The 19957-nt window shown below is 55.8% G+C and carries 20 protein-coding genes; 10 read left to right on the top strand and 10 right to left on the bottom strand.

Annotation, left to right across the window (positions count from 1 at the left end):
- Positions 1–147 precede the first annotated feature (147 nt).
- On the top strand, positions 148–777 hold the full coding sequence (gene emtA, locus WFO64_RS04040; RefSeq protein ID WP_337009141.1) for a membrane-bound lytic murein transglycosylase EmtA: 630 nt from the start codon (positions 148–150) through the stop codon (positions 775–777).
- A gap of 10 nt (positions 778–787) precedes the next feature.
- Here emtA and WFO64_RS04045 read toward each other — a convergent pair whose 3' ends face one another.
- From WFO64_RS04045 to WFO64_RS04055, 3 genes are all read right to left on the bottom strand, one after another.
- Positions 788–967: a hypothetical protein gene (locus WFO64_RS04045; protein ID WP_337009143.1), complete on the bottom strand. Its 180-nt coding sequence runs from the start codon at positions 965–967 to the stop codon at positions 788–790.
- Between the two features lie 45 nt (positions 968–1012).
- Entirely contained in the window at positions 1013–2143 is a 1131-nt protein-coding gene (locus WFO64_RS04050; RefSeq protein WP_337009145.1) for a mechanosensitive ion channel family protein, read from the bottom strand.
- A 96-nt stretch (positions 2144–2239) separates the two neighbouring features.
- A complete protein-coding gene (locus WFO64_RS04055) occupies positions 2240–2974 on the bottom strand; it encodes a flagellar brake protein (protein ID WP_337009147.1) in 735 nt (244 codons plus the stop codon).
- A 210-nt stretch (positions 2975–3184) separates the two neighbouring features.
- Here WFO64_RS04055 and WFO64_RS04060 point away from each other — a divergent pair, with 210 nt between their 5' ends.
- Positions 3185–3433, top strand: a complete 249-nt coding sequence (locus tag WFO64_RS04060; RefSeq protein WP_031375306.1) for a GlsB/YeaQ/YmgE family stress response membrane protein — start codon at positions 3185–3187, stop codon at positions 3431–3433.
- Positions 3434–3499: 66 nt separating this feature from the next.
- On the opposite strand, the gene WFO64_RS04065 is transcribed toward WFO64_RS04060, so the two are convergent.
- Positions 3500–5599 (bottom strand): TonB-dependent siderophore receptor, encoded by a 2100-nt coding sequence (locus WFO64_RS04065; protein ID WP_337009149.1) that lies wholly within the window; start codon positions 5597–5599, stop codon positions 3500–3502.
- Between the two features lie 190 nt (positions 5600–5789).
- A complete protein-coding gene (gene treA / locus WFO64_RS04070; RefSeq protein WP_337009151.1) occupies positions 5790–7475 on the bottom strand; it encodes an alpha,alpha-trehalase TreA in 1686 nt (561 codons plus the stop codon).
- Between the two features lie 209 nt (positions 7476–7684).
- Here treA and ghrA point away from each other — a divergent pair, with 209 nt between their 5' ends.
- From ghrA to WFO64_RS04085, 3 genes are read left to right on the top strand one after another with little or no spacing between them, the layout of a single operon-like run.
- Entirely contained in the window at positions 7685–8626 is a 942-nt protein-coding gene (ghrA, locus tag WFO64_RS04075; RefSeq protein WP_337009153.1) for a glyoxylate/hydroxypyruvate reductase GhrA, read from the top strand.
- 39 nt (positions 8627–8665) lie between these two features.
- Positions 8666–9403 carry a phosphatase gene (locus WFO64_RS04080; RefSeq protein WP_337009155.1) on the top strand — a complete coding sequence of 246 codons (738 nt, stop codon included), beginning with the start codon at positions 8666–8668 and terminating at the stop codon, positions 9401–9403.
- A gap of 27 nt (positions 9404–9430) precedes the next feature.
- Entirely contained in the window at positions 9431–9997 is a 567-nt protein-coding gene (locus WFO64_RS04085) for a TorD/DmsD family molecular chaperone (protein WP_010246159.1), read from the top strand.
- Between the two features lie 122 nt (positions 9998–10119).
- Here WFO64_RS04085 and WFO64_RS04090 read toward each other — a convergent pair whose 3' ends face one another.
- The 4 genes from WFO64_RS04090 to WFO64_RS04105 all read right to left on the bottom strand — a co-directional run bounded on the left by WFO64_RS04090 (position 10120) and on the right by WFO64_RS04105 (position 13233).
- The gene (locus tag WFO64_RS04090; RefSeq protein ID WP_010669893.1) at positions 10120–10485 is read right to left on the bottom strand and encodes a helix-turn-helix domain-containing protein; all 366 of its coding nucleotides are present in this window, start codon (positions 10483–10485) and stop codon (positions 10120–10122) included.
- Positions 10486–10557: 72 nt separating this feature from the next.
- Complete coding sequence (locus WFO64_RS04095) at positions 10558–10818, bottom strand: type II toxin-antitoxin system RelE family toxin (protein ID WP_033757353.1); 261 nt, start codon at positions 10816–10818, stop codon at positions 10558–10560.
- Positions 10819–10922: 104 nt separating this feature from the next.
- A complete protein-coding gene (locus WFO64_RS04100) occupies positions 10923–12302 on the bottom strand; it encodes a CoA transferase (protein ID WP_337009157.1) in 1380 nt (459 codons plus the stop codon).
- 46 nt (positions 12303–12348) lie between these two features.
- Positions 12349–13233 carry a DMT family transporter gene (locus WFO64_RS04105; protein WP_337009159.1) on the bottom strand — a complete coding sequence of 295 codons (885 nt, stop codon included), beginning with the start codon at positions 13231–13233 and terminating at the stop codon, positions 12349–12351.
- Positions 13234–13405: 172 nt separating this feature from the next.
- On the opposite strand from WFO64_RS04105, the gene WFO64_RS04110 reads away from it, so the two are divergent.
- On the top strand, positions 13406–14131 hold the full coding sequence (locus tag WFO64_RS04110; protein WP_337009161.1) for a glutamine amidotransferase: 726 nt from the start codon (positions 13406–13408) through the stop codon (positions 14129–14131).
- On the opposite strand, the gene WFO64_RS04115 is transcribed toward WFO64_RS04110, so the two are convergent.
- The gene (locus WFO64_RS04115) at positions 14119–14682 is read right to left on the bottom strand and encodes a class I SAM-dependent methyltransferase (RefSeq protein ID WP_337009164.1); all 564 of its coding nucleotides are present in this window, start codon (positions 14680–14682) and stop codon (positions 14119–14121) included. The genes WFO64_RS04110 and WFO64_RS04115 overlap by 13 nt on opposite strands.
- A gap of 232 nt (positions 14683–14914) precedes the next feature.
- On the opposite strand from WFO64_RS04115, the gene exaC reads away from it, so the two are divergent.
- The 4 genes from exaC to tssK all read left to right on the top strand — a co-directional run bounded on the left by exaC (position 14915) and on the right by tssK (position 19950).
- Positions 14915–16435 carry an acetaldehyde dehydrogenase ExaC gene (gene exaC, locus WFO64_RS04120; RefSeq protein WP_337009165.1) on the top strand — a complete coding sequence of 507 codons (1521 nt, stop codon included), beginning with the start codon at positions 14915–14917 and terminating at the stop codon, positions 16433–16435.
- A gap of 1054 nt (positions 16436–17489) precedes the next feature.
- Positions 17490–18086 (top strand): SH3 domain-containing protein, encoded by a 597-nt coding sequence (locus tag WFO64_RS04125; protein ID WP_337009167.1) that lies wholly within the window; start codon positions 17490–17492, stop codon positions 18084–18086.
- A 23-nt stretch (positions 18087–18109) separates the two neighbouring features.
- The gene (gene tssJ / locus WFO64_RS04130) at positions 18110–18604 is read left to right on the top strand and encodes a type VI secretion system lipoprotein TssJ (RefSeq protein ID WP_337009169.1); all 495 of its coding nucleotides are present in this window, start codon (positions 18110–18112) and stop codon (positions 18602–18604) included.
- Positions 18605–18609: 5 nt separating this feature from the next.
- Positions 18610–19950 (top strand): type VI secretion system baseplate subunit TssK, encoded by a 1341-nt coding sequence (gene tssK, locus WFO64_RS04135; RefSeq protein WP_337009510.1) that lies wholly within the window; start codon positions 18610–18612, stop codon positions 19948–19950.
- The last annotated feature ends 7 nt before the right edge of the window (positions 19951–19957 follow it).

The raw sequence follows: 19957 nt of genomic DNA on the forward strand, positions 1-19957 counted from the left end.
AGCGCCTGGCATACGGGGATGATGGCGAAAAGCGCCCCTGAAGTCACGGTACGCGCCGGATTTTAGTGTATTTAGGATAAACGGTAATTTTGCTCTCAGGCTGCCTGGGTATGATAGCATTCGCCACCACAGCTACGAGATGAAAAATTGCTGAAAATCCGACACCTTATACTCTCAGCGTTACTCCTGACCGGCTGTGCCAGCGAGCCACCACATCATGCCGTGAAGCAGCGCAACACGCCGTTAACTCAGGCACCCCCGTCCAGTGTCAATGGCACCTGGGCAATGTTTACCGAAGATGCCGCCAGTCATTATGGCGTTGATGAGAAGTTGATCAGCGCCATTATCAGTGTCGAGTCGGGTGGAAATCCGGGCGTGGTGAGCCGTTCCAATGCGGTGGGACTGATGCAGATTAAAGCCTCGACTGCCGGGCGCGAAGTCTATCGCACGCTGGGACGTCGTGGTCAGCCATCGAATGCTGAGTTGCGCGATCCGGCCAAAAATATTGATATCGGCACCGCCTATATCCGTATCCTGCAGAACTCCGCGCTGTCGGGCATCCGCGATCCGCTGACGCTTCGCTATGCCACCATTGTCTCTTATGCCAACGGTGCCGGTGCGCTGCTACGAACCTTTTCCCGCGATCGCGATCGGGCCATTGCGATGATCAACACCCTGTCACCGGATGAGTTCTATCAGCATGTGCAGAACAAGCATCCGGCGGCGCAGGCACCGCGCTACCTGTGGAAGGTCACCACGGCTTACCGCACCATCTGATCAAGGGTAATTAATCCTGCGGCGTGAGCAGCAGCCGCGCCGTGGGGTAGTCGATGATCTGCACCTTGATGGTGCTACCCAGCAGCGTACAACGAATCGCCTGTGGTTTCTCCTGACCGACGACCTGAGGAGGCGGTTTGACTTGCGCCACAGCCATACCGGTCACCGGATCTTCTTCAACTCTCAGCACCGGCTTCCATGCCCGCCTTCCTGGCGGCAGGAAGGCGGGGCCGGGTTAGCGCGCCATTCTGCGCACCTCGCCATCTTCACTCTCCACCGCAACCAGATCGACCGGCGGCAGATTACCGCCGCTGAACTCAACCTGACGAATCGGGAAGGCGAAGCGGATATTGCGCGTTTCCAGGGCCGCCATCAGTTGCAGGTTAATCTCCTGCTGAATATCCATGTACTTGTTGTAATCCGCATCCAGTACAAAATAGACCACTTCAAAGGTCAGTTTTGAGTCCTCAAAGGCCAGGAAGTGGGCGCGGTCAAAACGAGTAGTTTCAACGCCCTGAATAATCTCTTTTACCAGCGGGCTGATCTCCCGAACCTGCTCAGATGGCGTGGCGTAGCTTATACCGAACTTAAAGACAATGCGGCGCTGCTGCATGCGCTTATAGTTGTGAATGGTTTGCTGCAACAGAATGGTGTTTGAGCAGACGATTTGTTCGCCACTCAGACTGCGCAGCCGGGTGGTTTTCAATCCGATATGCTCGATGGAACCGGCAATGTCACCAAAGACAATAAAATCGCCATGCTCAAACGGTTTATCAAAGCCTATTGCCAGCGAAGCAAACACATCGCTTAGCACCGTCTGGATCGCCAGCGCAATTGCGATACCTCCAACCCCCAGACTGGCAACCAGTGCGGTAATGTTGATGCCCATGTTCGACAGAATGGCCAGGAACATCATGATCCAGACCACGACACGCAGCATAATCCCCAGGATCACCGTCGTCACCGGGTTCCGCACGTGTAGCGGGTCGCGCAGCAGGCTTTTCAGCCACAGTCGGATGCCGCAGTCGATCCACAGCGCGAGTTGCACAATCAGCGCCAGGAACCAGCCGTGCGCAATAGTGACGCTCCAGGATTCAGGCAGATCAACAAATTTCAGGGAAATCAGCAGCGAAAAGATCAACAGCAGGCTCTGGCTGGTACTGCGCAATATCTCCACCAGAATCGCGATGGCGCGGAGATGACGATGTTCGCTGTAAAGGGCAATCCGGTTGGAGATAAAGCGAATCAGGGTACGTAATACCCAGTAAATCACCAGAGTGGAGACCACCACGATGGTGCTATTGAGCCAGAGTTCCTGATTAAAAAAGAGGGCGTGAAAGCGATGTGAAGAGAGCCAGTTTTCCATTGGGGCGGGCCTCCTTGCTGGGTTTCGGATTAAAAGAAAACAAGCAAGAAGCATAGCCTGGATGCGGCCCACCTGCGTGGCGCACCCGTAAAGCGGTTACTGAAATCGGGTCAATTTATCGCGAGCCAGTCGCTCAAGGGCAAAAATAATCTGCTGAAGCTGTCGCTCCTGTGTCGGGTTCAGCGTGGCAAAACAAAAGCTCAGCCGGGGTGCGATGCGGGTTTCGTTTTTGCCGGTGACCATACTGCGTTCACCAATTTGCAGCAGCTTCACAGGGACTTCAAAGTGACCATACTCGCCCAGATCGACCCTGAATTCGTTGAAGCTGTCGCCATTCTGCAACCCTTCCGGCAGTGGTTCATCCACCAGCACGCCGATACCGCCCAGCGACAGATCCTGTAACCGCAGGCGCGTTTTCCTTCCATTTGGCCACACGGTATAACACCAGAACTGCGGTTCCAGTGGGGCGCTGATCCGAAAAAACTCACGTCGCTGAATCTGCCACAACAGCTCCGGCAGCGGCGCGCTGAAGGCGGGCAAGCTCTCAAACTCCACAATTTCCAGCGAGACGAGGCTGAACTCCACCTTCGCGCCCCAGGTTTCAGCGGTGATACTGAGATCGTCGCTGGTAAGGGCATAATCGTTATCCAGATTATTACTGCCGAGGTCAAACAGCAGGCGATCTTCATCGGCAGCCAGCATCCGGCTGATAAATTGTCCACGCGGAAAGCGCACCAGTAATGGCGTCTGCAATCCCAGCAGATCTTTCATAACGCCAAGAACCGCCAGCGTGCCACGTTTTAAATATTGTTCCTGGTAGGCTTCTTTCACGTCCTGCTCCACAAGGGGGGTTGCTTTACTTAGGCTGTTTTAAACCTCATCTCGTTTATCGGCGCGGCAAAAAAAAGCTTTAGTGCGCGATTCATCAATAATAACTGTGAGCGGGCAGGCATTTTTTCAAAAGCAGGCTATACTTATCGCGGTAAACCGCTTGATTAATCAGGCGTTCACGATTTAATCATAAAAAGGAAGGAGCAACAGATGGGTATTATTTCCTGGATCGTCTTTGGCTTAATCGCGGGTATTCTGGCGAAGTGGATTATGCCGGGTAAAGACGGTGGCGGTTTCATTCTGACTATTGTGCTGGGTATTATCGGCGCAGTCGTCGGTGGCTGGATCAGTACGCTGTTTGGCTTCGGCCGCGTCGATGGGTTCAACTTCGGAAGTTTTGTGGTCGCTGTTATCGGTGCCATCGTGGTGCTGTTTATCTACCGCAAAGTACGCAGTTGACCGTAACGGTTTAAACAAGAAAGGGGACGAATCGCTTCGTCCCCTTTTTTATCTCTTATTTTGCAATCAGAAGTCGTATCCGACTGTCGCCATGACACTGCGCTCTGCGCCCCAGTAGCAATAGCCCGTGCCGTAACAGCCCGCCACATAGGTACGATCTGTGAGGTTATTGGCGTTGACCTGCACCCAGGCCCCTTTCAGGCTGCTGTTCCAGACGCCGAGATCGGCCCGCACTGACGCATCAAACAGCGTCACAGACGGCAGGCGAGTGGTGTTTTCATTGTCCGCCCACTGTTTGCCGATATAACGCACGCCCGCGCCCGCACTCAGACCGTAATCAAACTGATAGTGACCCCAGAGTGCAGCCATGCTGTTGGGTGTGACATACGGCGTATGTCCGTCGTTGCCATCCACCGAATCTTTGTAGCGCAGATGATTCAGCGTATAGCTCGCCACGGTGCTCAGGCGTGGGGTTAACTGATTACGCGCTTCCAGTTCGATGCCCTGTGAATGCACTTTGCCCGATGGCGTATAAGTCGCTGTCAGCACGTCGCGGTTTGCCACATCTTTCTGCGTCAGGTCATAGACCGCGACGCTATAGAGATCGCGGGTGCCGACCGGCTGATATTTCACCCCGGCTTCATACTGCTCTGCGGTGGTCGGCTTCAGCAGGTTATTGTTGGGATCGGTGAGCGCAGTCGGGGTAATCGCCTGGCTCCAGCTGACATAAGGCGAGATACCGTTGTCGAAAGCATAGAGCAGCGCTGCGCGACCGCTGATGTGATCATCCTGACGTCGGTCGCTGCCGCTGTTATTGGCGACGATGCGGTCATAACGACCGGAGAGATCCAGATGCCAGCGGTCCAGCTTCATCTCATCCTGCAGATAGAGACCGGTCTGGTAGTAGCGGCGGGTTTTGTCCGCCCAGGTGTAATCAGGCATGTCACCCACCTGCTCGCCAGTCAGGGCATTAAGCTGCGTGGCCGAACCGCCCGCCTTACTGATCTCATTTTTGTAACGATGATACTCAGCACCCAGCGTGACGCGGTGCTCCAGTTCGCCGGTACTGAACTCCGCCTGTAAACGGTTATCGGTGGACCACGCGGAGAGTGACGAATGTTCGCCAGAGTAGTAGCGGTTCATCAGATCGGGATTCGCGCTGTCCCAGCCAATCTGATAGACCTGATCGAGATCGACATTCGAGTGGCTGTAGCTGCCGGTGGAGGAGAATGACCAGACGTCATTAAAACGGTGGGCGAAATCGAAGCTGTAGATCTGCTCATGGCGCTTGAACTGATCGAGGTCGCTGTTGCCCTCATAAAAGCCGTTGCTCAGCTTGTAGCCGTTGTGCTCGGTGATGCTGCCGTCACCCGGTACTGAACCGTGATAGCCGCCAGACGGATCTTTCTGCAGATAGGCTTTCAGGATCAGGTGGGTATCTTCATCCGGTTGCCACATCAGTTGCGGCATCAGCGCATATTTCTCTTCGCGGGTGTGATCGTACTGAGTATCGCTGTGGCGGGACACGCCGGTCAGGCGAAACGCCCACTGGTCGTTAATGGCATTGGTGTAGTCAAACATCGTACCGGTGGTGCCGTTGCTTCCCGCCTGCAACTGAATGTGACCCTCTTCCGCGAACTGAGGGCGTTTAGTCACCATGTTGACCAGCCCGCCCGGCACCGTCTGACCATAGAGCGCAGAAGAGGGGCCCTTGATCACGTCAATGCGTTCAAGGAACGCATTATCGACCTGCAATGCGTTGAAACTGCCGCCGTCACTCATCAGCCGCATGCCGTCAAGGAAGGTATTATCGACATCGCCGCCGTGGAAGCCGCGCAGCGCAATGGTGTCGTAACGGGTGGCGGCACCGCCAAAGTTGGTGAAAACGCCAGAGCTATAGCCCAGCGCCTGATTCAGGGTCAGCGCGCCCTGATCCTGCATCTGCTGGCGGGTGACCACGGAGATCGACTGCGGCGTGGTGATCAGCGGACGATCGCTTTTGGTTGCACCCTGGCTGGTGGTCGCCAGATAGCCCTGGGTTGGCGAGGTCGAATCCTCCTGCGGTTGCGCAGTGACGACCATATCGGCAGCAAAACTCACAGCAGGCGCGGTTAGCGCCAGGGTGCAGAGGGGGACATAACCTTTTAGCGACAATGACAGTTTCATCAAAATTCCTTTATTGGCAAAGGTTCAGGCAGGTGAAAAAATTTTTGATAGGCAATCTCATTATCATAATGAGAATTATTACCTTTTGTAAATTCGTTGTAATTTTGCCTGTTGATGAAAGAAGGTCAAGTAAATTTCGCTGAAATGAGGTCTGGACACCCCCGGCGAGGCCAGAGGTATCCAGAGAGGTTCAGGGTTGAGAGGCAGACGCCTGCGGAATATCGTGGGCGCTGTTACAGGTTTTATCTTTCGGGCAATACTTATCCAGCAGTTTCAGCGTAACGCCGTTAGTCCAGCCGAAGCCATCCTGCAGCGGATATTCGCCACCACCACCGCCACCGAGATTTTTGCCGTCAACGACATACTTCTCCACCAGCTTATGCTCACGGTCATAGGTGTTCTGAACGTTTTGCAGGAAGCGTAATCCCACCTCTTTCGCCAGTTTCGGCTGGTTGTAATGTTCCAGACCTTCAACGGCGACCCACTGCAGCGGCGCCCAGCCATTAGGGGCATCCCACTGCTGGCCGTTGTTCACGGTGGTGGTGACCAGACCGCCTGGTTTAAGCAGCTGTTTCTCTACCGCGCTGGCGGTGCTTTCAGCCTGCTTATCACTGGCGACCTGCAGATAGAGCGGGAACAGCGCGGCAGCCGTCAGCTGCGGATGCACCTGCTTTGTCTGCCAGTCATAGTCAGCGTACCAGTTCTGTTTGCTGTCCCACAGATAACGGTTGATCGCCGCCTGGCGCTTCTCCGCGCGATCGGCAAACTGCTTCGCCAGATCGTTCTGCTTGTTGATCTGGTAGCCTTTCGACAGGGTCTGCTCCAGATGGAACAGCAGGCTGTTGAGGTCAACCGGCGCAAGCTGTGTGGTACGGATCGTCGACAGGTTATGCGCATCAGTAAACCAGCGCGAACTGAAGTCCCAGCCCGACGCCGCACCGGAACGCAGCTCGCGATAGAGTTCAGCTTTATTACGCTGCGGCGCTTTCTGGGCGGTGGCAATGTCATCCATCCAGGATTCGGTGCGTGGCACGCCGCGCGCATCCCAGTAGCGGTTGAGCAGCGTGCCGTCCGCCAGTTTAATCACCCGCTTATTGGCTGCGCCTGCCGCGACTTTATCGCTGTCAGCCATCCAGTAGTCATACTCTTTCTGCAACTGCGGCAGATAGCGGGTATAGGCTTTACCGTCATCGTGGGTCGCCAGAAGATCAACCATCAGGCTAAAGAACGGCGGCTGTGAACGGCTCAGGTAGTAGCTGCGGTTGCCGTTAGGGATGTGTCCATAACGGTCGAGCAGCGAGGCGAAGTTGTCCGTCATATCCTGCACCTTATCCCAGTGCCCGCTTTCGGCCAGCCCCAGCATGGTGAAGTAGCTGTCCCAGTAATAGACTTCACGAAAGCGCCCGCCTGGCACCACATAGGGTTTTGGCAGCGGCAGCAGCGAATCATACTGACCGGCGCTGCTGGTGGTGCGCGTCAGTACCGGCCACAGACCATCAATGTGGTCACGCAGGTTTTGTCCGGCTGGCGGTACATATTTGTCGCCAGCAGCGGGCAGCGTGAAATTGGCATCAACAAAACGCTTAAGATCGAAATTGCGCTGTTTCTTCTGCATCTGCCAGTCGGCAAGAATCGAGGCGGGATCGAATTTCGGCACCGCATCAGCAAAGGTCTTTTGATCGGGATAGAACTTCGCCTGCTGCACGGCATTAAACAGCGGTCCTAAACGAACGTCAGGTGGCTGCGGCTGATTATTCAGCATGCGGCTGTTGTCGTCGGCCTGGGTGGTGAAGACGGGAACGCTCAGCAGCAACGTGAGCAGAAAGGGCGCATAACGCTGACGCCGTTCGGCGGCGTTTACCTCAATTTTTGTCATCGGTTTTTCTCCTTGTCCGAAACGCGGCCGCGTGTAACGCATTGACCACAGGACCAACTTTAGACCTTATCTGACCACTTCACCCTGAAGCGAGCCGGAAATGTGAAGCCACGGGAATTATTTTTATGGCAAAAACCGCTTTTTTGCGCCGGTTTTTTCTTGCTCTCACCCCGCTTTTCCCCGACGCTGAAAGAAAAAAGGAGAGCAGGATGGAGATCATCTGGTATCACCCGTCGCAGTCTGCAACGGCCTGGATTAATGGTTTACAACAGCGCCTGCCCCAGGCGCGGGTGCGTGCCTGGCAGCCAGGCGACGATGGCCCGGCTGATTACGCGCTGGTTCGTTCACCGCCTGCAGAGATGCTGCAGGGACGCGCCACACTGCGTGGCGTCTTTGCGCTGGGGGCAGGCGTTGATGAAATTCTGAAACAGCTGCAGCAGCACCCTGAGATGCTGCCCGACAGTGTGCCGCTGTTCCGGCTGGAAGATACCGGTATGGCGCAACAGATGCAGGAGTATGCGGTACAAAGCGTACTGAGCTGGTTCCGTCGTTTTGACGACTACCGTCTTCAGCAGCAGCAACAGTGCTGGCAGCCACTGCCCGCTTACACGCGTGAAAACTTTACTATCGGCATCCTGGGGGCGGGCGTGCTGGGGCAGAGTGTGGCGGAAAGCCTTAAACCCTGGGGATTCCCGTTACGCGTCTGGAGCCGCTCGCCCAAAGCGATCGACGGCGTGACCAGCTTTGCCGGACGCGATGCATTGCCCGCCTTTCTGCTGGAGACGCGGGTGGTGATTAACCTGCTGCCGAGCACGCACGAGACCATTAATCTTATCGACCACGCCTTTTTACAGCAGCTGCCGCACGGCGCTTTCTTCCTCAACATCGCGCGTGGCGCGCAGGTGGTGGAAGCGGATCTGCTGGCCGCACTCAATAGCGGTCAGTTGAAAGCAGCGGCGCTGGATGTGTTTCAGGTTGAACCGCTGCCTGAAGCACATCCGCTCTGGTCACATCCGCGCGTCACGATCACGCCCCATAATGCGGCGGTAACCTTAATCGACGAAGCTATCGACTACATCGCCCGCGCCATCACTCAGGATCAAGCGGGCGAGCCGCCGCAGGGCAGGGTGGATCGTCAGCGCGGCTATTAATGAACCTGCCCCGTCAGGGGCAATCAGCAGGAGAAGAGGATGTATCCGGTAGATCTGCATATGCACACCATCGCCAGCACGCATGCTTACAGCACGCTGCACGACTACGTGACCCAGGCGAAGCAAACCGCCCTGAAACTGTTTGCCATTACCGACCATGGCCCCGACATGGCTGATGCGCCCCATTACTGGCACTTTATTAATATGCGCATCTGGCCTCGGGTGATCGATGGCGTGGGTATTCTGCGCGGTATCGAAGCCAATATTAAAAATCAGCAGGGCGAAATCGACTGTTCCGGCCCGATGCTCGATGCGCTGGATTTGATCGTCGCCGGTTTTCACGAGCCGGTTTATGCGCCGCGCGACCGGAAACATCACACGGATGCGATGATCGCTGCGATGGCGGGCGGGCTGGTCCATATCATCAGTCATCCAGGCAACCCGAAATTCCCGGTCGATATCACGGCTATCGCCGAGGCAGCCGCGCACTACGATGTGGCGCTGGAGTTGAACAACTCCTCCTTTACCCATTCGCGTCCGGGCAGTGAACCGAACTGCCGGGCTATCGCTGCCGCCGTGCGCGATGCCGGTGGACGGCTGGCATTTGGCTCCGATTCGCATACTGCTTTTACACTGGGTCATTTCGAGCACTGCCTGCGTATTGCCCGCGAGGTGGATTTTCCCGAGGATCGGGTGTTAAATGTCACGCCGCGCCGCCTGCTCGATTTTCTGGAGCTGCGCAGCGGCAAACCTATTGCTGAACTGGCTGACTTTTAATTTACTTGCCTCAAGGACATCTGACTCATGAATGAGTTTTCCATTCTGTGCCGCGTGATCGGCTCACTGTTTAATCGTCAGCCGCAGGACCCGCTGCTGGTACCGCTGTTCACGCTGCTGCGCGAAGGAAAACTGCAGTCGCAGTGGCCGCTGGAGCAGGATGAACTGCTGACCCGGCTGCAACAAAACAGCGATCCGCAGGCGCTGGCCGCCGATTACAATGCGTTGTTTGTTGGCAGCGACTGCAATGTGCCGCCTTACGCCTCACAGTGGCCGGAAGGCAAAACGGAGCCGGAAGTGCGTGCGTTCTTAACCTCACGCGGAATGCCGCTGAGCGATGCGCCTGCTGATCATTTTGGTGTGCTGATGCTGGCGGCGTCATGGCTGGAAGATCAGTCAGCGGAAGATGAGAGCGCGGCGCAGATGGCGCTGTTTGAAGAGTACCTGCTGCCGTGGTGCGGTGCATTCCTGGGTAAAGTGGAAGCGCACGCGACCACCGCTTTTTATCGTACTCTTGCGATGCTGAGCCGCGAAGCGATCCAGGCGATGTACAACGAACTGCTGGATAGCAGCGAAGAGACGCCTGACGCCTGATTCACCACGTCGCCGGGTGCGTACCCGGCGCACAGTGCTGAATCATCTTTCTCAATGGGTTCTGGGGGGATTCCCTGGATACGGCGTGATTTTTTTCGGGCACCTGAACCCTCTCTATCGGCTTACAGGATTAACTGCTCGGGTCGGCAGCCATACAGTTTTGCGAGACGTTCACGCGTCTTTTTCTGCGGCTTACTTTCAATACGCTCCAGTTGAGAGATCGCACTTTGCGTGGTTCCCAACTGCTGAGCCACATCATGCTGGCTAAGCCCCCGCCAGATGCGCCAGGCCGCCTGAAGACTCACTTCCTGCTCAATCATGATCCCTGCAACGTCGTGCGGGATCGTCTCATCGTCGTGCTCATCAGCCTCCACAGGAATAGTCTCCCATTCGCCATCGCTGGCCGAGAGCAGCCTTTCATATTCCGCCACCGGCAAAACCACAAACTGGGGTTTGCCTGCTTCATCATAGATGTACTGTTTTGACATAGTTTATCCGGGTAATTGTGTATCGCAGCAGAGGTCGTGAGTGCGTAAGGCTATGCAGGTATCCAAAAAGCTTTAGTAAGTGACAGATGTTCTTCTTGCTACCTCTGTAATTTCCAGAATCACCGGTTCGCCCCCGGTTAACGTAAAAAGGACCCGGTAGTTGCCAACCCGCAGCCGGTAGTGATTATCGCTGCCCTGCATTTTTTTAATGTCCAGTGTGACGACCGGGAAACTGACTAACTCACCCACCTTCTGGTAAATGATTTTCTGATAACGTTTGTCGATCTTCATAAGGTGCTTCAATGCCCGCCTGGACCAGTCTACCCTGACCATTCTGCACCCCGTTTTAATGAACTTCGTCCCTGAGTCAGGTGTAAATAATAAGATAGAAATCTAATGCTATCAACATTGTTTTTCTAATTATCTAATGTTTCGCTTCACCACGTTGCCGGGTGCGTACCCGGCGCACAGCCTGGCGTCGCGCAGATCTGTGGGGTGCCGGGCAGCCAGGCGGCCGCTCGCAGCCTCACCCCAAACCCCCACGGCGTTAATTCATAACAGCTCAGGTTATCCTTAACCTGCGGCGCAATGCCGGAGCCGGAGCGCTGATCTGCGGGATGCTGCAGCAGCAGCCATGCGGTGCGCGCCAGCGACAGCCGGACCTGGCTGCCGTGACCATCAGTCACGCGTCGCCGTAATCCCTCCAGCACCGCCGCCGCCAGCAGATAGCCGCTGGCATGATCCAGCGCCTGAACCGGCAGCGGGACCGGTTTGTCACTTTGCTGCCACTGCATGCCCCGTTCAGCAATGCCGCTCCCCATCTGTACCAGACTGTCAAAACCCCGCCGATTGCGCCACGGCCCCTGCCAACCCCAGGCATTCAGACCGGCATCGACCAGACCGGGTGAGAGTGACTGACGTGTCTCTGCGTCAAACCCGAGCCGTTCCAGCGCATCCGCCCGATAGCCATGTACCAGTACGTCCGCCTCACGCAGCAGGTGGATAAACTGTTCACGGTCTGCCAACTGAGTCAGATCGAGTACCGCACGGCGCTTGCCGCCGCACATCTCCTCATCCAGCGTTGGCTCCTGCCAGCCAGGGGGATCGATGCGCAGCACACTGGCACCGAGGCTGGCAAGAAAACGGGTGGCGACTGGCCCGGCAATAATCCGCGTCAGATCCAGTACCTTGATGCCCTGCAACGGCCGGGCTTCGGGCAGCGGCCAGTGCGGCGCAGGTGCCTGTTGGGTGGTCTGCCAGCTAAACAGCGGTTCGCGCTGCACGGCCTGACCCTGCGGATGCTGTTGCCAGGCGGCGGCGCTGCGCATTTCTGCGGCACAGCCGCCTGCTTCAATAATCGCCTGCTCCAGTTTGGTGGCCTGCCACTGTTTCACCTCCTGCGCCAGTGCGGCGCGATCGGCGTGCGCGCCCAGCACCTGCTCCATCGCCAGCCGGTGATGCGCGGCGTTGGTGTGCAGGCGGATCCAGCCATCCCGGCTGCGATAGTCACCGGCAAACCGATCCCACATCACCGGTGCCGCGCGATTCAGCGGGTGAAAACTCTGCTGAAACCAGCGTGACGCCAGCCGGACGTTAACGGTGACGGGCGGAGAGGTGAATTCAGGGCGGGAGGCGGCGACAAGCGCAGCCGCCGCCTGGGTCGCCAGACCGATGCTGGTGGCCGCCAGTTCACTGACGGCAAAGGCAGAGGAGAAGGTGGCGTGATCAATGAACGCGGGAAGAGGTAAGACGTCGTCGCGACCTCGCAATCCCTGCTGCATCTGCTGCCATAAAGAGATGGTGAGCCGAGAGTCCATGTTGTGCTTCCTGAGTGGCGTGATTTCTCAAGCATAGCACGCAGGATTACCGTCGCCGCAGGCGCGGAAAGCGGGCGTGCATCCGTAGATTGCGCAGGTTGATCACTGCGATAGCGGTGCCAAGGATCACCAGCGACGCCCCGATAATCTTGAAGCTGTTGAGGCTGTCATCCAGCACTACAATCCCCATCAGCACCGATAACACCGGTGTCAGCAGCGAGTAGGGCATGATCAGGTTGACGTTGTATTTCTTCAGCAGCATATACCACAGCGTATAAGCCACAATCGAGGATGCAATGGCGCTGTAGAGAATAGCAAACCAGCCCCGCCAGCCTGCATGTTGCAGAGCATAAAGCTGATGCGACTCCATCACCAGGCTGGAACCGCCGACGATGGGAATCGCCAGAAACGCAATCCATCCGGTCAGGGTCAGCGGTTTGATTGGCGGTGACTTTTTCACAATCAGGTTACTGACTGCCCAGCCGGTGGCGCTGCACAACAGCAGGCAGAGCACCCACCACGACGGAATCGTCGGGCTGCCCGACAGCACCACCACGCCGCTCAGCGAGATCATAATGCCTATCAGCTGCACCAGCTTCAGCTTTTCTTTCAGCACCACCATCGCCAGCAGCATCGCAATCGGCGTACCCAACTGCACTACAATTGCGCCGGTGCCGGCATCGGTGTAGCGCAGGCCGACAAACAGCAGTGAGAAGTGCATAAACCCGAACGTGAAAGCCAGCAGCAATAGCCAGGACAATTGCGGGCGGGTAATGCGGCAAAACGGCACAAGCACTATGGCCACGACTACAAAGCGCATAAACGTCAGAAACAGGGGCGGCAACTCCATCAGGCCCCATTTCACCGCGACGTTGTTGAAAGCCCAGATAGAAACCACCAGCAGAATCAGAAAAAAATGCCGCACAGCCACGATAATGTCCTTTCGTTGTTTTTTGCTTAGCCCGCTGATGATGGCACGAACTGCAGCATTCCAGCCAATAGCAGGAAGAAATTTTCCGCTATTACGGCGCAGCCCGATGAGACTTTCGGGCGCATTGCTGGCAGACTGATTTGAAACGACTTCTCACAGGAACCGATTCGGTATGCCCCATACGTTCGCTTTACCTCTGGCGTTAATTCAGCTTGAAGTCCCGCCCGCAAACGTCGTCTCGGCGATTGGTGAACAGCCGCGCTGGTTTATCGATGCTTTAGACCTGCAGCCCGACGAGTACCTGATTGTCCGGCCTCATCTGGGCGAGGTTTTACCGGATTTCGATCAGATTTCCGGGGCGATCCTCAGCGGTTCCTGGGCGATGGTCACCGATCACGCGGACTGGAGTGAACGCAGCGCCGCATGGATTCGGGCAGCCATTGATACGGGTCTGCCGCTGCTAGGGGTCTGCTACGGTCATCAGCTGATGGCCTATGCGCTGGGCGGCGAGGTGGCGGATAATCCCAATGGCTGGGAACGCGGTCTGTTACCCATTCGCTGCACAAGTCAGGCGCAGCGCGATCCGCTACTGCAGAGGTTGCCATCCGATTTCAGCGTCTGGCTGTCGCATCGCCAGTCGGTCATCACTGCGCCGCCTCAGGCTCAGGTGCTGGCTGCGTCTGCGCGCGATGGCTGTCAGATTGTACGCTATTCGCCGCTGGCGCTATCGGTGCAGTTTCATCCCGAATTTTCACGGCACATCATGAATGTCTGTCTGCCGCAGGGCTGTAAAGAGGACGGGGCAAACGAGATTGAAGGGAAAGACTGGGCGCGTGCGTTGCTGGTGGCATTCTGGCAACAGACGCGCCCGGCAGCGGCGCGTGCTCAGGGGGCGTAGTGACGCGTGCAGCGATAAACCCAGGCGGGTGGCACATTTTTCAGCACCCGCTGGCGCTCCCAGGTGAAGTAGCGCGACAGGTCAGGCTGGGTCAGCGAGGTATACTGGAACTGCACAAAGACCCCGTCCGGGCCGAGGGCGTTAAACACCGCACGCAGAATTGCCTCACGCAGTTCAGGCGGTAATGACAACAGCGGCAGGCCGGAGAAGATCACGTCATATTCCCCGCTCAGGTACTCCGCTGAACAGGTGCGTACTGTCATCCGCGGGTCATCCAGCGCGTTAAGCTTGTCTGCCAGCATGCTGCTGATCTCAAAGGCATCCAGCGTGGCATCGGGTGCCATCTGCGCCAGTATCTGCCGCGTCAGAACCCCGTCGCCAGCACCGAGTTCGGCAATACGCAACGTTTCAGGCCATTCCACCGACGCGATCATGGTGCGGCACAACGCGTCTGATGAAGGTGTGATGCTGCCCATCTTGCGCGGGTTGCGGATAAACTGATGCACGAAATTGGCTTTAGCGCGCATCAGGGTAATAGCTGAAGCCAGCATGCTCATCTCCAGAATGAATTCATCCTCACGTTGACCCCTTTGTGCCCCACAAGTTGCTCACTGACCAGCATTTTGGGTAAAAGTCGGAATTATCTAAAGACGAAGCGTAAACACCCATTCCTTCGGGGCGGTCACAGTTTCCGGTTAACAGACCTGACAGTCTCTTAATGATCCTTCATGTTAATAATAAGTTTCATCAAAGTTGCATCAGTCACTTGTCAGGAGAATGATCATGCGTTATGCCGCCCCAGGAGAACAGGGTTCTCTGATTACGCTACAAAAGAATTATGGCAACTTCATTAATGGTGAATTTGTTGCGCCGGTGAACGGCAACTACTTCACCAATACCTCGCCAGTGAACGGCTCTGCAGCCGGTGAGTTTCCGCGCTCAGACGCTACTGATGTTGATAACGCTGTGGCTGCAGCAGCAGCGGCGGCAGAAGCCTGGGGTAAGACCTCGCCGCAACAACGCTCGCTGCTGTTACTGAAAATCGCCGATCGGCTGGAACAGCATCTGGAAACCATGGCGGTCTATGAAACCTGGGATAACGGCAAACCGGTACGCGAAACCCTGGCAGCCGATATGCCCCTGGCGGTCGATCATTTCCGCTACTTTGCCGGTTGTGTCCGGGCGCAGGAGGGCAGTGCGGCAGAAATTGACGAGTTTACCGCCGCCTACCATTTCCATGAGCCGCTGGGCGTGGTGGCGCAGATTATTCCATGGAACTTCCCGCTATTAATGGCGGCCTGGAAACTGGCTCCGGCGCTGGGTGCGGGTAACTGCGTGGTGCTGAAACCGGCAGAACAGACCCCGCTGTCGATCACCATTTTTGTCGATTTGATTAAGGATCTGCTGCCGCCGGGCGTGCTCAATGTGGTACACGGCTTCGGCAAAGAGGCGGGTGAAGCGCTGGCCTCCCATCCTGGCATCGCGAAAGTCGCTTTTACCGGTTCTACCGCGACCGGCGGTCATATTCTGGAGCTGGCAGCAAAAAGCCTGATCCCTTCGACGGTCGAACTGGGCGGTAAATCACCAAACATCTTCTTCGAAGACATCATGCAGGCGGAAGAGAGCTTCATTGAGAAAGCCGCTGAAGGCGTGGTGCTGGGCTTCCTGAATCAGGGCGAAGTCTGTACCTGTCCGTCGCGTGCGCTGGTGCAGGAGTCGATCTACGAGCCGTTTATGGCGGCTGTTATGAAGCGGGTCAAAACGATCAAACGTGGTGATCCGCTGGATACCGACACCATGGTGGGTGCGCAGGCGTCGCAGCAGCAGTTCGATAAAATTCTCTCTTACCTTGAGGTTGCCCGACAGGAGGGCGCTGAAGTGCTGGTGGGCGGGGGCGTTGAGAAGCTGGATGATTCACTCAACAGCGGCTACTACATCCAGCCGACACTGCTGAAAGGCAACAACAGCATGCGCGTTTTCCAGGAGGAGATCTTTGGCCCGGTGATTGGCATTACCACCTTTAAAGATGAGGCGGAAGCGATCAGCATCGCCAACGACTCCATTTATGGGCTGGGTGCAGGTGTCTGGACCCGCGATATCAACCGTGCCTATCGGGTGGGCAGGGCAATCAAAGCCGGTCGCGTCTGGACTAACTGTTACCACCTCTATCCGGCGCATGCCGCCTTCGGCGGCTATAAGAAATCGGGCATCGGCCGTGAAACGCACAAAATGATGCTGGATCACTACCAGCAAATCAAAAATCTGCTGGTCAGCTACAGCACCGAACCACTGGGCTTCTTCTGAATCTCTTCAATCGCACCGGGTTATCCCGGTAATTCCCCCTCCCAGAACCACGCTACGGCGTGGTTTTTTTACGTTAAAAGGTCATAACGCGTTAGGAAATATCTGCTGATTTCCCGGCAGAGACGGGTCGGTAAAGAACAATTAATCAGTTTGTTAAAAATTTTAACCTGCTCATATAGCGTTTCGCTTACTTGACGAACATCCCTTCTTAATGTCTGCCGCTGCAACCCCGGATTGATTCAACTTAACTAGCTGATAATATTGGTATTTAAAAATATTCTTGATGGCAATTCCCCTCTCACTCGCCATCAACGCATTCCTTCCTTCAGCTGAAAAGGACCATTTATTACATGAGACCTATTAATGAGGCTTTTAAATCAATCGAATTACTCTGTAAAAAAACTTGATATTTTCACCTTTTTTTAAGATTAATCCTAACCCAGTGTTTAAAAGTAACACATATTTGCATTAACTGAATTAGTTAAACTTTACTTGAGTAAATTCTTGTGAAAGGGGGCCGTTGAAATTTCGTCAGTCTTCTGTAAACTCGCAGCTTATATTTACAAATGGATTGTGATGACAAACCCACGGGCAGGATCTACCTGGCTCGTGCGGTAGCTATGATATTATATGCAAAGCATAACTCATTGAATATATAGTAATAAATAGACGTTTTTCCGGGCATAATACGTGAATAATTATTGCCGGTTAATCGCTACATTATTGTCGGTATCATTCAACGCAAAGGTTTTTCGACCAGGGATGGCATAAGAGAAGCTTGGGTTTATCCCACCTCCTAAATTTGCCGGGAAAAAAATGATCATGTATCTGATCTTTAATTGCCAGGTCAGATTCCTCCTTTTTCCCGTTTTCGTCCCCAGCGTCGTTTCTTTATACTTAACTTTTGCTGATCGGTTTAGGTTTCGCTTTGAGTCGATTCTGCCCAATCTGTTTAAGTATTAGCTTTTAAGCTGGCACTAAGCAGCGTCCGGTCAACAAAACATCCCCGATTTCATTACTGACACCCGGCCTCTGGCCACTATCCAAGGTATGAATGGAACACAACATGAAAAAAATGGTGAAGCTCCGCATTGCGTTAGGCCTGATGTTTGTTTTCTCTGTCGCGGGTTGTAAAACGCCGCCAAAAATGACCGATGACACGCTGGTCACCAGCACGGTAGACGGCGTCGTAATCAGCCACCGTTATGCGATTAAACCGCCGGCACAGTTCAGTCCGGTCAATGAAACCTATCGCGCGCTTTATCCCGCCTCGGTGATGAGTCATCCGGGTTACGGCGGCAAAGTGGTGGAGACCCTGAAAACCGGCGAAAGCTACACCGTGATAGGTCAGGTGGAGAACAACTGGCTGGCACTGGGCGAATCCACCCAGGCAGCAACAGAATCGCAACCAGATAACGGCGCTGCCACTGTCAAAGATGCATCTCAATCTGCCACGACGAAGGCAACCGTGAAGCTGACGGGTTATGTGCCGTTTCGCGCCCTGGTGAAAAGTGAACTCTATGACCAGACCGTCAAAGCTGATCAGCCGAAACGCCGCGTGCGCAGCAGCAAAAAGAAAACCTGCGTCGCGGTCAACGGCGACAGCACCGCCTGTCAGAACAGCACCAACGGCACCTGGATTATTAACTAATCGCACTGAGCAGGGAGGGCTTGATGATGAGAACAACACAACTGCGTGGTGGATTGATCGTGCTGTTGACGTGGCTGCTGACAGCCTGCAGCAGCAGTACACCGCCGGTGGCTTACTACCATCTGGACGTACAGGCGCAGAATCAGCTTAACGGCGGTGCGCCGCTCAAAGTCCGGGTAGTGTTACTGAGTTCCGATGCCGAGTTCATGTCAGCAGACTTCTACTCCCTGCAAAACCAGTCCGCAACCATATTGGGCAGCGCGCAACTTAACACCCAACAGTTCTTCCTGACCCCAGACCAGCGCGGCAAAACGCTGCGCATCCGGAGTCTGCCTGAGGCGCGTTACATCGGCATCATGGCGGAGTATCAGGCGCTGGATGGCAAGGTGTGGCGACTGTCGTTGCCGGTTCCCGAAGGGGAGTCGCCCTCATTCTGGGCATTCTGGAAACGTAACGATGGCGAGCTGAATGCCCATATTGTGGCGGGAATTAATGGCCTTCGCGTGGAAAAACAGTGATGCCGATGAACAGAGCCGAAAAGGTGGTCTGGACCGAGGGAATGTTTCTGCGTCCTCACCATTTCCAGCAGTCAGAAAATTATCTACTCAGCACCCTGCGTGAATGGGGCCAGTCACAGCGCGCCTACACCTGGGGCTTCTACGATCTGGAGTTCGATGAAGCGCTGCTGCGTCAGGGCAAACTGGCGCTGAGCGCGGCCAGCGGCTGTCTGCCTGACGGCACGTTTTTTGCTTTCAGCCAGCCCCAGCATGGCCCGGCGCCGCTTGATCTGCCGGCCTCTGTTGACCGCAGCAAAGTGGTGCTGGCCATACCGACCCGGCGCAATGGCCGCGAAGCCGTCGCCTTCCAGGAGTCGCAGGATTCTCTGGCACGCTATATCGCCTGGGAAGCGGAAGTGGAAGATGACAATGCGCAGGCCGTGGGCAGCGCGACGGTGCAGTTCGGCAAGCTGCGCCTGCGTCTGATGCTGGAACAGGATCTGACCGCTGAGTGGACCGCGATGGGTGCTGCGCAGGTCATCGAAAAACGCAGCGATAACCACATCCGGCTCGACAGCGACTACATTCCGCCGATGCTGACCCTTAACAGCAGCCGTCCGCTGCAAAATATGTTCAACGATCTGCACGGGCTAATCCAGCAACGCAGTCAGCAGCTGAGTCAGCGCGCACCGGGCACCGGCCGTTTCAATAGCGCCGATATGGTCGATTTTATGCTGCTGGCGCTGCTCAATCGTCAGCTTGGTCTGCACAGCCATCTGCAACATCTGCCGCTGCTGCACCCTGAAACGCTCTACAGCCACTGGCTGCAACTGGCCGCGGAGCTCAGCACCTGGACGCCCGCCCGCGCACCCGATGGGCTGCCGCTCTACGATCACGACGATCTTCATAGTTGTTTTAGCCGCCTGTCGCTGCTGTTGCGCCAGGGACTGTCGCAGGTGATGGAAGAGAGTGCGATTCAGCTGCCGCTAACCCAGCGTTCACACGGCCTCAATGTCGCCACCGTGCCGGAGAGCAGCATGGTGCATGAGTTCGGCTTTGTGCTGGCGGTAAAAGCCAGCGTGCCGGCCGACACTCTCAAAACCCATTTCCCGGCACAGATGAAAGTCGCTCCGGTCAGCAAAATCCGCGATCTGGTGCAGCTGCAACTGCCGGGTCTGGCTCTTCGGGCGATGCCCGGTGCGCCGCCGCAGATCCCGTGGCATGCCGGATACAGCTATTTCGAACTGGATAAGAACAGCGAGCTATGGAAAGAGATGGAGCGCTCTGGCGCTTTTGCGCTGCATCTTGCCGGTGAGTTTCCGGGCCTGAACATGGAGTTCTGGGCCATCCGCAGTCAGTCAGAATAATAAACTG

This window comes from Pantoea sp. AS142 (genome assembly GCF_037152305.1).
Taxonomy (GTDB): Bacteria; Pseudomonadota; Gammaproteobacteria; order Enterobacterales; family Enterobacteriaceae; genus Pantoea.